This is a genomic window from Pseudomonas sp. BLCC-B112 (genome assembly GCF_028550695.1).
Taxonomy (GTDB): Bacteria; Pseudomonadota; Gammaproteobacteria; order Pseudomonadales; family Pseudomonadaceae; genus Aquipseudomonas; species Aquipseudomonas danubii.
In genome coordinates this window covers 334,786-349,626 of record NZ_JAQQGK010000005.1, presented here as the reverse complement: position 1 = coordinate 349,626, position 14,841 = coordinate 334,786, and the positions used below count along the sequence as shown (strand labels likewise).

Here is a 14,841-nt window from a genome sequence, read left to right as displayed (position 1 = left end):
GACATTCGTTAGGGTGCCGATTCTAATTTTTCTCTTTAGGTTGTGCCTCAGGTCCTCTTTCCGAGGGCAGTTCCTCAAACCTTCTGCGCGTGAGGTGCACCATGGCCAAAGTAATTCTGAAGAAAAAAGTTGATGTTCAATCAACTGCTCTGAGCGAAGTCAAATCCTATGCCCGCAAGATCTGGCTGGCAGGCCTGGGTGCCTACGCCAAAGTTGGCCAGGAAGGCAGCGACTACTTCCAGGAGTTGATCAAGGCTGGTCAATCCGTTGAAAAGAAAGGCAAAAAAGTTGTCACTGAACAACTTGAAGCTGCCAACAGTCAGATTGATAGCGTTAAAGGGGATGTCAGCACTCTTAAAGGCAAAGTCGAAGTGCAACTGGATAAAGTCGAGAAGGCTTTTGACACGCGCGTCGCCAGTGCCTTGAATCGTATCGGCATTCCGTCTAAACATGACGTTGAGACACTCTCTGCTAAGCTCGATGAGCTGACGGCGTTGCTCGAACGTGTCGCGCGTAAACATTAAGGAGAACGGGATGGCTGGTAAAAAGAATACTGAAAAAGAAGGCAGCTCGTGGATCGGGAAAGTCGAAGAGTACTCCCGTAAAATTTGGCTTGCTGGTTTAGGCGTGTACTCGAAAATCGACTCTGACGGCAGCAAGCTTTTCGAGACACTGGTCAAGGACGGTGAGAAAGCCGAGAAACTGACCAAGAGCGTAGTTGGCAAGAAAGTGGATGCTGCCAAAGACTCCGCAAGTTCCGCCAAGTCGCGCATCAGCGACGTCAAGGACCGCGCCCTGGGCAAGTGGGATGAACTGGAAGGCGCTTTCGACAAGCGTTTGAACAGTGCCATCTCGCGTCTGGGCGTACCGAGCCGCAATGAGGTCAAGGCGCTGCACGACAAGGTCGATACCCTGACCAAGCAGATCGAGAAACTCACAGGTGCCAAGGTCGCGCCGGTTGCGGCCAAAACCGCTGCCGCCAAACCGGCGGCAAAACCTGCTGCCAAACCACTGGTCAAGCCTGCCGCCAAACCGGCAGTCAAGGCCGCCGCAAAACCTGCTGCCAAACCAGCAGCGAAAACAGCGGCCGCCAAACCGGCAACCAAACCCGCCGCCAAGCCCGTTGCCGCCAAGCCAGCGGCCAAACCCGCTGCCAAGCCAGCGGTGAAAGCCGCCGCCAAACCCGCTGCGAAGCCGGCCGTGGCGAAAAAGCCTGTAGCCAAGAAGCCTGTAGCAGCCAAGCCCGCTGCAGCAGCCAAGCCTGCAACTGCGGCACCAGTGGCCTCGGCCAACTCGGCGAATTCCGCCGCAGCACCTGGCCCGGCTGTAACTCCGACTGCAGCGCCAACTCCAGTGACGCCAAGCAGCCAGTCCTGATTACATCAGGCACACAAAAAACGCCCGGCCTGCGAAGGTCGGGCGTTTTTTATTGGGGAGCCATCGGCTACCCCTGTTCATCCAGGTAACGCAGGGCCATCTGTTCCGTGGCCAGTTTTGCCGGTGGCAGCAGGTGCGGCGCCACCAGCATCATGATCTGGTAGACCACCAGGCGTACTTCGCCTTCGCGATCGAGAATCCGTTGGTAATCCAGTGAGAACAGCAAGGTCATGGTGATCTGTTCCACCAGCTGGCCCAGGGCTTGGGTGCCGCTGACCAGTTGGCCTAGGGCCTTGAGCCGAGCCAGCAGGGAAGCCAGGGTGCGCTTGAGGGCGTTGAGCAGATTGCGAATGCCTTTGGCCAGTTTCGGCAGGCGTCCCGCAAGGTTGGAGAGGTCCTGGAACAGAAAGCGGTAGTGGGCCAGGCGCTCGACAATCAAGTGTAGGAACAACCAATAGTCTTCCGGCGCCAGTTGGGCATCGGACGGAGGGTCCAGCAGCGGTGTCAGCTCGTTCTGGAAACGCTCGAACAAGCCGAGCACCAGAGGTTCCTTGCCATGGAAGTGGTAGTAGAGGTTGCCGGGGCTGATCCCCATTTCATTGGCCACCTCCATGGTGGAGACATTGGGCTCGCCCTTCTGGTTGAACAGTTGCAGGGCACATTCGAGTATCCGGTCGCGGGTCTTCATCCTGACTTCTTGTCGGTCCATTGAGGGGTACGACTCCAACGGCGGAGTCGTGGTGCAAAGTGTCTTCAGCGCACGCGCACGTAGGTGCCTGGAGCAGCCTCCATCGGTGGGTAGTTCTGGTTGCCCAGGGTGGTCAGGGTTTCCCGCTGCGCTCCGGAGTGTTCCTGAACCCAGGTCAGCCATTGGCTCCACCAACTACCGTCGACGTGTTTGGCGTCGTAGTACCAGGCTCGAGGGTCGCTGCTGAGCTTGTGGTTCTCCACGTAGTTGGCCTTGGGGTTGCTTGGTGGGTTGAGGATGCTCTGCACGTGCCCGCTGTTGGACAGTACAAAACGTTTCTCGCCTCCCAGCAGCAGGGTCGAGCGGTACACCGCGTCCCAGGGCGTGATGTGGTCGTTGATCCCGGCCACGCTGAAGCTGTCCACCGTGACCTTCTGCAAGTCGATCGGTGTGCCGCAGACTTCCAGTCCACCCTCGTGGCTCAGCGGGTTGTGCTTGAAGAAGTCCAGCAGATCGCCGTGCAAGGCGGCGGGCAAGCGGGTGCTGTCGTTGTTCCAGTACAGGATGTCGAAGACCGGCGGCTCCTTGCCCAGCAGGTAGTTGTTGACCCAGTAGTTCCAGATCAGGTCGTTGGGGCGCATCCAGGCAAACACCTTGGCCATGTCGCGGCCGTCCAGCACCCCTTGCTGGTAGGAGCGACGCTTGGCTGCCTCCAGGGTTTTCTCATCGGCAAACAAGGTGGCCGGGCTGTCCAGCTGGCTGTCCAGCAGACTCACCAGGTAGGTGGCGCTGGCGACCCGGCGCAGTTGCCGCTTGGCCTGCAGGTGGCCTTGCAGGGCGGCGATGGTCAGGCCGCCGGCGCAGGCGCCCACCAGATTGACTTCCCGACTGCCGGTAATGGCGCGAGCGACATTCAGTGCCTCTTCGGCCGCTTCCACATAGCTCGACAGGCCCCATTCGCGATGGCGCACGTCCGGGTTGCGCCAGCTGATCATGAACACCTGCAGGCCGTTCTTCAGCGCGTACTGAACGAAGCTGTTGGCCGGGCTGAGGTCGAAAATGTAGTACTTGTTGATCTGTGGCGGCACGATCAGCACTGGCTTGGCGTACTGTTTTTCGCTCATGGGGCTGTACTGGATCAGTTCCAGCAATTCATTGCGAAACACCACCGAACCCGGGGTTACGGCCAGGTTCCGGCCGACTTCGAAGGCGTGTTTGGTCACCTGGCTGGGCAATCCGTTGTTGTGCAGCAGGTCATCCACCAGGTTGCTGATGCCGCGCACTACGCTGTTGCCACCGGTGTTGAAAATCTCCTTGAGGGCCAACGGGTTGAGCAGGGTGTTGGAGGGCGCCACGGCATCATTGAGCAGGGAAAAGGCAAAGTGTGCCCGGGCCCGGTCGTCCTCGCTCATTGTGCTCTCGTCGATCCAGTTCCGGACTTGCTTCTGCCAGCTCAGGTAAGCCTGCAGACCCCGTTTGTAAAAAGGGTTGAGGGTCCAGGCCGGGTCGGCGAAACGGTTGTCCTTGGGGTTGGGTTTGTGCAGGGTTTCCCCCAGCAGCACGCGTCCCAGCTGGCCGCCCAGCGCTAAGGTATGACGGGCGCTGTGCAACGGATTACGTAGACTGTGGGCCGCGAGGCTGCGCAACGTGGAAAGCAGATCCCGGCCGCGCAGACCGGTGATCGCACTCTGTGCGTTGATATAGGCTGCGGGGGAGGGCAGCGAGCCCTGCGCAGGTTTGTCTTGCATGAGTCAACACTCCTTCGTCAAACCACTAACAAGCAGACCAATCCAAGACAGACAACATAGTCGGTCCTGGCCCTTCTTGCGCGCGACGATCCTGTCGACAGGTATCTTTTACTTCACGGGACGCAAAGGTTGGGGATGCGGATGCATCACTGCCCTTTGTCGTTCCTCCTGGAGGAACTTCATGATGATGGGGGCAACGGCCTCGGCCCGGGTGATCAGGAACAGGTGGCCGTCATCGATGATGTGCAGCTGGGCGTTGGGAATTCGCCAGGCCAGCATACGCATGTTGACCAAGGGGATCAGCGGATCGTCATCACCGGCCAGCACCAGGGTCGGCTGGCGGATCTTGTGCAGCCAGTGAATGCTGGTCCAGCCCAGGCCGGCGAACAGCTGCCAGTAATAGCCCAGCTTGCCGGCCGAGCGCACCTTGGCCGCGTGTTCAGCGGCCAGGTTCGGGTCGCGGCGGAAGGAGCCACCGTAGATCAGCGGGGCGATGCGCATTACGTGGGAGGGCTGCACGTAGCGCCGCGGGCTGGCCATCATCCACAGCACTTTGGGCTTGCCGGGGACCATGAAAGCGCCGGCGGCGGTGGCTGCCAGCACCAGCTTCTTGCAGCGCTCCGGGTAGTCGTAGGCGAATTGCTGGGCCAGGGCCCCGCCCCATGAAACGCCCACCGCGTTGACCTGGCCATAGTCCAGGTAATCGAGCATGCGTGCGGTCAGCTTGGCCAGGCCCGGGAAACGATAAGGCCGGCTTGGGGTCGAGGAGCCGCCAACCCCCGGGACGTCGAAGGCAATGACCTCCAGGTCCGGGTCCAGGGCTTGGACGAAGGGGAACACCAGCTCCAGGTTGGCGCCGATACCGTTGAAGATCAGCAGCGGCGTCAAGTGAGGCTTGCCGGGGCGTACCGCAGTGCGGATGGTCTGGCCGTCCAGATCAACGGTACGGAAGATGAAAGAGTGTGGCATGCCGTAGCCCTGTGAATTGAACCATTGGAGGCGCCTTCCCGGGCGTCCTCCGGATTTCCTGAGGCCAGGCCTCGTACCAAGAATAGGGCTTGGCGGCACCTCCTGGCGCCGCGTCGTTTACTACCTGGGCTCAACGTTCGTGGACGTAGGTCCCCGGTGCAGCCTCGGCGGCTGGGTATTTCTTGTTGCCCAGAACACTGGGTGCCGCTTTCAGTTCGCCTGAGCGCTCGGCTTGCCAGGCTTGCCAGTGCAACCACCAGGAGTCGGTGTGCTTGACCGAGTTTTCCTGCCACTGATCGGGACAGGCAGGGATATCGCTGCTGGTCATGTAACGCGCTTTCGGGTTGCCTGGCGGATTGAGGATGCTCTGGATATGACCGCTGCTGGACAGCACGAACTCCACATTGCCGCCGAACAGTTGTGCCGACTTGTAGCAGGACTTCCACGGAGTGATGTGATCGTTGGTGCCGGCCAGGGAAAAAATGTCGGCCGTGACCTGCTTCAGGTCGATCGGCGTCCCGCACACTTCCAGTGCATTGGGGCGGATCAGCGGATTGTTCTTGAACATCTCGATCAGGTCGCCGTGGAACGCGGCAGGCAGGCGGGTGGTGTCGTTATTCCAGAACAGGATGTCGAACACCGGCGGCTCATTGCCCAGCAGGTAGTTGTTGACCCAGTAGTTCCAGATCAGATCGTTGGGGCGCATCCAGGCGAACACTTTGGCCATGTCCCGGCCTTCGAGGACACCGGCCTGATAGGAGTGGCGCTTGGCCGCTTCCAGAGTCTGCTCGTCGACGAACAGGGCTACCTGGGTATCCAGGGTGGTGTCGAGCACGCTGACCAGCAGGGTCAGGGCATTGACCTTCTTCTCCCCCAGCGCTGCATAGTGGCCCAGCAAGGCCGTGCAGGTGATGCCGCCGGAGCAGGCACCGAGCATGTTCACGTCTTTGCTGCCGGTGATCGCGGTCACCACGTCGACGGCCTCTTTCAGGGCCTCGATATAGGTGGACAGGCCCCATTCCCGCTGTGCCTTGGTGGGGTTGCGCCAGCTGACGATGAAGGTCTGCACATTGTTGCGCAGGCAGAACCGCGCCAGGCTCTTGTCCGGGCTGAGGTCGAAGACATAGAACTTGTTGATCTGCGGCGGCACCACCAGCAGTGGGCGTTCATGCACCTGCTCGGTGATCGGCCGGTACTGGATCAGTTCCAGGACATCGTTGCGAAACACCACAGCCCCTTCGCTGGTGCCCAGGTTCTTGCCGACTTCGAAGGCGTCCATATTCACCTGGCTGGGCATGCCGCCGTTGTGCACCAGGTCTTTGGCCAGGTGGGACAGGCCGTCGAGCAGGCTCTTGCCGCCGGTTTCGAAGAAGCGTTTGACTGCGGCAGGGTTGGCCGCGCTGTTGGTCGGGGCCATGGCCTCGGTCATCAGGTTGATCACGAAGTGGCCGCGGCTGATGTCCTGCTCCGACAGGCTGCTGTCGCCGATCCAGTCGTGGAGCTCTTTACGCCATGCCAGATAGGTTTGCAGGTAGCGTTTGTACAGCGGGTTCTGGCTCCAGGCCGGATCGTTGAAGCGACGGTCGTCGCTCTCCGGTTGCAGCGCCGACTTGCCGAACATCACGTTCTTCAGTTCGAGGCCGAAATGCGCAACGTGCTTGACGCTGTGGATGGGTTGTTTGATGGCCTGGGCAAGCACCATTCGAGCAGAGGTAAGCAGATCCTTTCTACGCAAGCCGATAACCGGATTGAGCCCCAGGGTGTTTTCCGAGGCTTGGCGTTTCAGGTCATCGTTATTCTTGTTACTCATCTACGACGCTCCATTGTCCTGAGACGAGTACCGGACCTGCTGTGCAGTCACACAGCACGATGCCAGGTACTACTGCTCGGGTGACCGTTAATTGCGCACCGCTGCCTTACAGGCTCGCAAAACTCTGCAGGGAACTTGCCAGCTCCATTGGTTACCCGAGTTTAATTTTTTTCGCAAGCAGGCCATTCATTGGCCATACAGCCCAGCATTCAAACAGATGGAATTAGAAAATGCCCTCTAAACAGTCGGAGGCTTGAGTTAGAGCATCAGCTTGATGACGGACTGATTCGGATCGCGGGTCTTTCCGGCGGCTTTGAGCTCCGCCAGATAATCGTTCCACAGATCGTCCTGGCGCAGCGCCAACTGATACAGGTATTCCCAGGTGAACAATCCGCTGTCATGGCCATCATCGAAGGTCAATTTCAGTGCGTACTGGCCAGCCGGTTCAACCTTGCTCAGGCCCACGCCTAGCTTGCCGAACTGGAGGATGGGTTTGCCGTGGCCCTGGACCTCGGCGGAGGGGGAGTGCACCCGCAGGAATTCTGCGGGCAGCTGATAGACCTCGTCTGGCCCATAGGTCAGGGTCAGGGTTTTCGAGGCTTTATGCAGGTTGATGCCGGTGGGGAGTTTGCTCATGACCTGTAGTCCTTCCGGTAGCAGCCGGCCTGTCGGCGATCGGGTTTGGCCCTATCGCCGACAGGCCGGCTGCTACGTGGGTAGTGAAGGCTTACAGGATATAACGGGACAGGTCTTCGTTCTGCGCCAATTCGCCCAGGTGGCTGTTGACGTAGGCAGCATCGATGCGGATCGGCTCTTCGTTATGGGCACTGGCCAGGTCACCGGCGCTGAACGATACCTCTTCCAGCAGGCGCTCGAGCAGGGTGTGCAGGCGACGGGCACCGATGTTCTCGGTCTTCTCGTTGACCTGCCAGGCAATCTCCGCCAGGCGCTTGATGCCGTCGGGCAGGAACTCGATATTCAGGCCCTCGGTCTTCAGCAGCTCTCGGTACTGCTCGGTCAGCGAAGCATGGGGCTCGCTGAGGATGCGCTCGAAGTCTTCCGGCGACAGTGCCTTGAGCTCCACACGGATCGGCAGGCGGCCTTGCAGCTCTGGCACCAGATCGCTGGGCTTGCTCAGGTGGAAGGCGCCGGAGGCAATGAACAGGATGTGGTCGGTCTTGACCATGCCCAGCTTGGTGTTGACGGTGCAGCCCTCGATCAGCGGCAGCAGGTCGCGCTGTACGCCTTCGCGGGACACGTCGACGCCGCCGGAATTGCCGCGCTTGGCCACCTTGTCGATCTCGTCGATGAACACGATGCCATGTTGCTCGACGGCCTCCAGGGCCTTGGCTTTGAGTTCCTCATCGTTGACCAGGCGGCTGGCTTCTTCGTCGCGCACCAGCTTCAGCGCTTCCTTGACCTTGAGCTTGCGGCTCTTGCGCTTGCCCTTGCCCATGTTGGCGAACAGGCTTTGCAGCTGGTTGGTCATTTCTTCCATGCCCGGTGGCGCAGAGATGTCGACACCACTGATTTCCGCCACTTCGATCTCGATTTCCTTGTCGTCCAGTTGGCCTTCGCGCAGGCGCTTGCGGAACAGCTGGCGGGTGTTGGAGTCCTGGGCTGGCGCTTCATCGCCGCCAAAACCCGTGCGTGCCGGTGGCAGCAGGGCATCGAGGATGCGTTCTTCGGCGGCGTCTTCGGCGCGGTGGCGAACCCGGATCATCTCCTGTTCGCGGAACATCTTGATCGCCGCGTCGGCCAGGTCACGAATGATCGATTCAACGTCGCGGCCGACATAGCCGACCTCGGTGAATTTAGTGGCTTCGACCTTGATAAAGGGGGCATTGGCCAGTTTGGCCAGGCGCCGGGCGATTTCGGTCTTGCCGACACCGGTCGGGCCGATCATCAGGATGTTCTTGGGGGTTACTTCAACGCGCAGCTCGGCCGGAAGCTGCATGCGGCGCCAGCGGTTACGCAGAGCGATAGCGACGGCGCGCTTGGCATCGTCCTGGCCGATGATATGGCGGTTGAGTTCGTGGACGATTTCGCGGGGTGTCATGGACATAGTAATTGGCGGTCCTCAAGCAAGAATGAATGCCGTGGCGCGAGCGCCGTAACAGGCTTATTCCGCGAGATCCTGCTCCTCGATGGTTTGAGTATGGTTGGTGAATACACAGATGTCGCCGGCGATACCCAGGGCGGTCTCGACGATTTCACGGGCCGACAGGTCGGTCTTCTTCAGCAAGGCGCTGGCTGCGGCCTGGGCGTAGGCGCCACCGGAACCCATGGCGATCAGGCCGTCTTCGGGCTCAACCACGTCGCCGTTGCCGGTGATGATCAAGGAAGCGTCCTTGTTGGCGACAGCCAGCATGGCTTCCAGGCGGCTGAGGGAGCGGTCGGTGCGCCATTCCTTGGCCAGTTCAACAGCGGCTCGCACCAAGTGACCCTGATGTTTCTCCAGCTGGCCTTCGAAGCGTTCGAACAGGGTGAAGGCGTCAGCGGTGGCCCCGGCAAAACCGGCGATCACCTGGCCGTGGTACAGGCGACGGACTTTTTTCGCGTTGCCTTTCATCACGGTGTTGCCGAGAGATACCTGGCCGTCGCCGCCCATGACGACTTTGCCGTGGCGGCGGACTGAAACGATGGTGGTCAAGGGGAAGTCTCCACACAGCGGGGCGAAAGTGCCCTGATGGAAACTCATATGGGGGTGGCTGAGCGTTTTTCAACTGGAGGCTGTAGCGGGGGACCGGCGGTCTTTGTTGCAAGCTGCAAGCGCTTCGCGGGCAAGCCCGTTCCTACGGCGCGTTGTGCAGGAGTGGGCTTGTTCGCGATCAATCGTGTAGCCGTCGGCTTAGCGGCTCTGGCGCTGTTGTAACAGCAGGTTGCTGAAGCCGGCACCGGCCAGTTGTTTCTGGGCCACGGTCAGTTGTTCACGGTTGCTGAACGGCCCCACCAATACCCGGTACCAGGTTTCGTCCTTCACCGTGCCGGATTCCACCGCCACCGACTGGCCCAGCAGGATGATCTGCGCCCGTACCTTGTCGGCATCGGCCTGCTTGCGGAACGAGCCGGCCTGGAGGAAGAACTTGGTCACCGGCGCCGCCTTGGCCACCGGTGGCGCTGGCGGTGGGGTGATGCCGGCCAGTGCCGCCTGGGCCCGGGCGGTGTCGATCTTCGCCGCTTCCGCCGGGGTCACCGGGGTGGTGGGCACCGGTGGCACTTGCGGCGTCGGCAGGGTTTTCTCCGGCACGGCCTCGGGCGGCACTATCACTTCCGATTCCGGCAGCAGGGTATAGAAGTCGTACTTGGGCTTCACCGGTTGCTGCGGGCTCGGCGGGGTCTTGTTGGCCTCGGCGATCTTGCTGGCTTTCTGCTGTTCGATCTTCTCGCGCTTGACGCTGTCGCCGCCCTTGCCTGGTTCGAGCTTCATCAGGAATACGATGAAGGCGCCAATGGTCAGGCCGATGGCCAGCCACAACCAGCCCGGAATCGGCTTCTTGGCCGGGGCCTGGTAACGGCTGGCGCCACGCTTGGGTGCAGGTTTTTTCTTGGCAGCCAACTTACATTTGCTCCAGGACTTTGAGGCCCAGCAGTTCCAGACCTTGCTTGAGGGTGCGACGGGTCAGTTCGGTGAGGCGCAGGCGGCTGTGCATCTGCGTCGGCGTCTCGGCCGCCAGGATCGGGCAGTTCTCGTAGAAGCTGGAGAACAGCCCGGCCACGTCGTACAGGTAGGTGCAGAGGATGTGCGGCGTGCCCTTGTCGGCGACGTTGTTGAGGATCTCGCCGAACTGCGCCAGCTTGGCCGCCAGCTCCAGTTCCTGGGCCGCGTGCAGTTCGATCTGGCCACCGACTTCGCTGAAGTCCTTGCCCAGCTTGCGGAACACACCGGCGGCGCGGGTGTAGGCGTACAACAGGTAAGGGGCGGTGTTGCCTTCGAAGTTGAGCATCAGGTCGAAGTTGAAGCTGTAGTCGCTGGTGCGGTGCTTGGACAGGTCGGCGTATTTCACCGAGTCGATGCCCACTACCTTGGCGATGCTGCGCAGATCGGCTTCCGGCAGTTGCGGGTTTTTCTCTTTGACCAGGGCGTAGGCGCGTTCTTCGGCTTCGGTCAGCAGGTCGATGAGTTTTACGGTGCCGCCGTCGCGGGTCTTGAACGGACGGCCGTCGGCGCCGTTCATGGTGCCGAAGCCCATGTGCTCCATTTCCATCGGATGGGTCACGAAGCCGGCCTTGCGGGCGACGGCGAACACTTGCTGGAAGTGCAGGGCCTGGCGCTGGTCGACGAAGTACAGGGCGCGATCGGCCTTGAGCTTGCCGCTGCGGTAGCGCACGGCGGCCAGGTCGGTGGTGGCGTACAGGTAGCCGCCGTCGGCCTTGACGATGATCACTGGCAGCGGTTCGCCTTCGGCGTTCTTGAACTCGTCGAGGAACACGCACTGGGCGCCGTTGCTCTCCACCAACATGCCCTTGGCCTTGAGGTCGTTGACCACATTGATCAGGTCGTCGTTATAGGCGCTTTCGCCCATGACGTCGGCCATGGTCAGCTTGACGTTCAGCAGCTCATAGATCTTCTGGCAGTGGGACAGGGAGATGTCCTTGAACTTGGTCCACAGCTCCAGGCAGTCCGGATCGCCGGCTTGCAGCTTGACCACCAGGCTGCGGGCACGATCGGCAAAGGCTTCGGATTCGTCAAAGCGTTGCTTGGCGGCGCGGTAGAAGTTCTCCAGGTCGGACAGCTCGTCGCGGGTGTAGGGGTTCTCTTCCAGGTAGGCCATCAGCATGCCGAACTGGGTGCCCCAGTCGCCGACGTGGTTCTGGCGGATCACGGTATCGCCGAGGAACTCCAGGACCCGCGCCACGCCGTCGCCGATGATGGTGGAGCGCAGATGGCCGACGTGCATCTCTTTGGCCAGGTTAGGCGCCGACATGTCGACCACGGTGCGTTGTGCCGGGTTGGCCTTGCGCACGCCCAGGCGTTCGTCGCCAAGGGCGGCGTCCAGGCGCGCGGCCAGGGCCTGGGTGTTCTGGAAGAAGTTGATGAAGCCCGGGCCGGCGATTTCTGCCTTGCTCAGGTCTTCATGGGCCGGCAATGCGGCAATGATTTTTTCCGCCAGGTCGCGAGGCTTCATGCCGGCGGGCTTGGCCAGCATCATGGCGATATTGCTGGCGAAGTCACCGTGGGTCTTGTCGCGAGTGTTTTCGACCTGGATCGCCGGCGTCAGGCCTTCTGGCAACACACCTTCGGTGACGAGTTGGGTGATGGCTTGCTGGATGAGCTGGCGAATGGTGTCTTTCATGGTCTTCTCGTTCGACCGCTGGCGCGGCGGCGCTTCGGTGCGCGGGTGGAAAAACTGGGCATTATCCGTTGCTGAAGCGGGCTTGCCAACTATAGAGGGCTGCTGAGGGATCGGTGGTGGCTACTGGGTCCCGTCTGCGGGCGGGCCTGCTCTTGTGGGTTGGCTGCCATCTATCGTGGGAGCCGGCCTGCTCGCAAAGGCGCGATGTTGATCAATACAAATCCACCGGGTCCACATCCAGCGACCAGCGTACCTGGCGCCCGCTGGGCATCTGCTCCAGCACCAGCAGCCAACTGCTGAGTAGCCGGTGCAGCGGTGCCCGGGCGTTGGCCTGCAGCAGCAATTGTGCACGGTAACGTCCGGCGCGCCGCTCCATCGGCGCCGGCACCGGGCCCAACAGTTCGATGCCGCTCAGGTTCTGTTCCGTCAGCAAGCGCTCGGCTTCGCTGCAGGCTTCGTCCAGAAAACCTTCGGCCTGGCCCGGCTTGTGGGCTTCGGCCCGCAGCAGCGCCAGATGGGCGAAGGGTGGCAGGCCGGCGGCGCGGCGCTCGCTCAGGGCCTGCTCGGCAAAGGCGAAGTAGCCCTGTTCGGTCAGTTGCACCAGTAGCGGGTGGTCGGCGAGGTGAGTCTGGATGATCACCTTGCCCGGTTCTTCGGCGCGTCCCGCGCGCCCGGCCACCTGGACGATCAGTTGCGCCATGCGCTCGCTGGCACGGAAGTCGCCGGAGAACAGGCCGCCGTCGGCATCGAGGATCGATACCAGGGTGACCCGGGGGAAGTGGTGCCCCTTGGCCAGCATCTGGGTGCCCACCAGGATGCACGGATGACCTTTCTGGATGGTGGCGAACAGTTGGTTCATCGCATCCTTGCGTGAGGTGCTGTCGCGGTCCACCCGTAGTACCGGGTAGTCGGGGAACAGGATCCCCAGGCGTTCTTCGGCCCGCTCGGTTCCGGCGCCCACGGGGCGCAGGTCGACCTTGCCGCATTGCGGACAGTGCCGGGGCACGCGCTCGACGTGGCCACAATGGTGGCAGCGCAACTCGCCGGAGCGCTGGTGCACGGTCATCCGGGCATCGCAGCGCTGGCATTCAGACATCCAGCCGCAGTCATGGCAGAGCAGGGTCGGAGCGAAGCCCCGGCGGTTGAGAAACACCAGCACTTGCTGCCCGGCGGCCAGGGTCTGACCGATGGCTTGTTGCATGGGGCCTGAAATACCGCTGTCCAAGGGGCGACTCTTCACATCCAGGCGCAGGAAGCGTGGCTGTTTGGCGCCACCGGCCCGCTCGTTCAGGCGCAGCAGGCCATAGCGACCGGTGTAGGCGTTGTGCAGGCTTTCCAGGGATGGGGTGGCCGAGCCCAGGACAATCGGGATGTTTTCCTGGCGTGCCCGCACCAGCGCCAGGTCCCGGGCGTGGTAGCGCAGGCCTTCCTGCTGTTTATAGGAGCCATCGTGCTCCTCGTCGATGATGATCAGCCCGGGATTCTTCATCGGGGTGAACAGGGCCGAGCGGGTGCCGATGATGATATCGGCTTCGCCATCCCGGGCCGCGAGCCAGGCGTCCAGGCGTTCCCGATCATTGACCGCCGAGTGCAGCAGGGCGATGCGTGCGTTGAAGCGCTGCTCGAAGCGCGCCAGGGTTTGCGGCCCCAGGTTGATCTCCGGGATCAGCACCAGCGCCTGCTTGCCGGCTTCCAGGGTTTCGCGGATCAGTTGCAGGTAGACCTCGGTCTTGCCGCTGCCGGTGACGCCAGCCAGGAGAAAGGCGTGATAACTGTCGAACGCGGCGCGGATGGCCTCGTAGGCGGCGCGCTGCTCGCTGTTGAGCGGCAACTCGGGCTGGGCCAGCCAGTGTTCGTGGCGCACGCCCGGAGCGTGCTTGCGTACTTCCACCTGCACCAGGTCCTTGGCCAGAAGCAGATCCAGGCTGTCCTTGCTCAGCATCAGCTTGCTCAGCAATGCATGGGGCACGCCATGGGGATGCTGGGCCAGGGTTGCCAGGGCTTCACGCTGGCGCGGGGCACGGGCGATGCGTGGGTCGTCAAGGCGGGCGCCAGGGGCAATCGACCAGAAACGCTCTTGGCGGGCCTCGGCCAGCTCTCCCTGGCGCAGTAGCACCGGCAGCGCCCAGCTCAGGGTGTCGCCCAGGCTGTGCTGATAATACTGGGCGGTCCACAGGCACAGCTTGAACAGGGCGGGTGGCAGTGGCGGGGTGGGGTCCAGCAAGGCCAGCGCCGGCTTGAGTTTCTCGGCCGGGACTTCGCTGTGATCCGCCACTTCCACCAGGATGCCGATCATTTCCCGACGGCCGAACGGCACCCGCAGGCGCATGCCCGGGTGCAACTGGGCGCGCAGCACGCCGGCGGGTGCACGGTAGTCGAACAAGCGGCGCAGGGGCGAAGGCAGGGCGAGGCGCAGGATGGCGTCGGGCACGCGGGAAAATCTCGTTGAGCGGACAGTAAATAAGCCCCGGAGCCTAACAGAGGCGCTCTGGGGTGTCCTGCACAAGCGTGTACGGCTCCGGTTCCTGTGGCCTTTGAGCCATGCTGGGACGGCCGTCGTCGCTCAGGGAACGGCAAACCGGGTGCTGTCAAGGCTGCTCGGGGTTTTTCTGATGGAGTGCAGTCAGGATCTCTTGCGCGATTGACGGGGTCTGGTAGAATTCGCGCCCTAATTCGTGCGGTATTCAACAATAGTGTTGGGTGGCGGCACGCTAGCCTGAGGAATACACCATGAAAGCCGATATCCATCCAGTATACGAAGCCATTACCGCCACTTGCAGCTGCGGTAACGTCATCGAAACTCGCTCCACCCTGGCCAAGCCTCTGAGCCTGGACGTGTGCAACGAGTGCCACCCGTTCTACACCGGTAAGCAAAAGACTCTGGACGTTGGCGGTCGTGTCGACAAGTTCAAGTCGCGCTTCGGTGCTTTCGGCGCAACGAAAAAGGCCTGA

The 14,841-nt window shown here is 61.7% G+C and carries 13 protein-coding genes; 3 read left to right on the top strand and 10 right to left on the bottom strand.

Features of this window, described 5'->3' with window-relative positions:
• Positions 1-101 precede the first annotated feature (101 nt).
• Together PQT43_RS15435 and PQT43_RS15430 are read left to right on the top strand one after the other, a co-directional pair.
• A complete protein-coding gene (locus PQT43_RS15435; RefSeq protein WP_102862787.1) occupies positions 102-524 on the top strand; it encodes a phasin family protein in 423 nt (140 codons plus the stop codon).
• A 10-nt stretch (positions 525-534) separates the two neighbouring features.
• Entirely contained in the window at positions 535-1,377 is an 843-nt protein-coding gene (locus tag PQT43_RS15430; protein WP_267269258.1) for a phasin family protein, read from the top strand.
• A gap of 67 nt (positions 1,378-1,444) precedes the next feature.
• Here the strand turns inward: PQT43_RS15430 and PQT43_RS15425 are convergent, their stop codons facing one another.
• The 10 genes from PQT43_RS15425 to PQT43_RS15380 form a co-directional block, all read right to left on the bottom strand.
• Positions 1,445-2,065, bottom strand: a complete 621-nt coding sequence (locus tag PQT43_RS15425) for a TetR/AcrR family transcriptional regulator (RefSeq protein WP_102862789.1) — start codon at positions 2,063-2,065, stop codon at positions 1,445-1,447.
• Positions 2,066-2,130: 65 nt separating this feature from the next.
• The gene (gene phaC, locus PQT43_RS15420; RefSeq protein WP_102882091.1) at positions 2,131-3,813 is read right to left on the bottom strand and encodes a class II poly(R)-hydroxyalkanoic acid synthase; all 1,683 of its coding nucleotides are present in this window, start codon (positions 3,811-3,813) and stop codon (positions 2,131-2,133) included.
• A 108-nt stretch (positions 3,814-3,921) separates the two neighbouring features.
• Positions 3,922-4,782 (bottom strand): poly(3-hydroxyalkanoate) depolymerase, encoded by an 861-nt coding sequence (gene phaZ / locus PQT43_RS15415; RefSeq protein WP_102862791.1) that lies wholly within the window; start codon positions 4,780-4,782, stop codon positions 3,922-3,924.
• A gap of 130 nt (positions 4,783-4,912) precedes the next feature.
• On the bottom strand, positions 4,913-6,592 hold the full coding sequence (gene phaC / locus PQT43_RS15410; RefSeq protein WP_272754241.1) for a class II poly(R)-hydroxyalkanoic acid synthase: 1,680 nt from the start codon (positions 6,590-6,592) through the stop codon (positions 4,913-4,915).
• 258 nt (positions 6,593-6,850) lie between these two features.
• Entirely contained in the window at positions 6,851-7,228 is a 378-nt protein-coding gene (locus tag PQT43_RS15405) for a gamma-butyrobetaine hydroxylase-like domain-containing protein (protein ID WP_102862793.1), read from the bottom strand.
• 91 nt (positions 7,229-7,319) lie between these two features.
• Positions 7,320-8,657: an ATP-dependent protease ATPase subunit HslU gene (gene hslU, locus PQT43_RS15400; RefSeq protein WP_110595389.1), complete on the bottom strand. Its 1,338-nt coding sequence runs from the start codon at positions 8,655-8,657 to the stop codon at positions 7,320-7,322.
• Between the two features lie 57 nt (positions 8,658-8,714).
• A complete protein-coding gene (gene hslV / locus PQT43_RS15395; protein ID WP_003186641.1) occupies positions 8,715-9,245 on the bottom strand; it encodes an ATP-dependent protease subunit HslV in 531 nt (176 codons plus the stop codon).
• Between the two features lie 198 nt (positions 9,246-9,443).
• On the bottom strand, positions 9,444-10,151 hold the full coding sequence (locus PQT43_RS15390; protein ID WP_016962745.1) for an SPOR domain-containing protein: 708 nt from the start codon (positions 10,149-10,151) through the stop codon (positions 9,444-9,446).
• A gap of 1 nt (position 10,152) precedes the next feature.
• Positions 10,153-11,889 carry an arginine--tRNA ligase gene (gene argS / locus PQT43_RS15385; RefSeq protein ID WP_272754240.1) on the bottom strand — a complete coding sequence of 579 codons (1,737 nt, stop codon included), beginning with the start codon at positions 11,887-11,889 and terminating at the stop codon, positions 10,153-10,155.
• A 211-nt stretch (positions 11,890-12,100) separates the two neighbouring features.
• On the bottom strand, positions 12,101-14,320 hold the full coding sequence (locus tag PQT43_RS15380; RefSeq protein ID WP_272754239.1) for a primosomal protein N': 2,220 nt from the start codon (positions 14,318-14,320) through the stop codon (positions 12,101-12,103).
• 299 nt (positions 14,321-14,619) lie between these two features.
• On the opposite strand from PQT43_RS15380, the gene rpmE reads away from it, so the two are divergent.
• Positions 14,620-14,841 (top strand): 50S ribosomal protein L31, encoded by a 222-nt coding sequence (gene rpmE / locus PQT43_RS15375; protein ID WP_011058815.1) that lies wholly within the window; start codon positions 14,620-14,622, stop codon positions 14,839-14,841.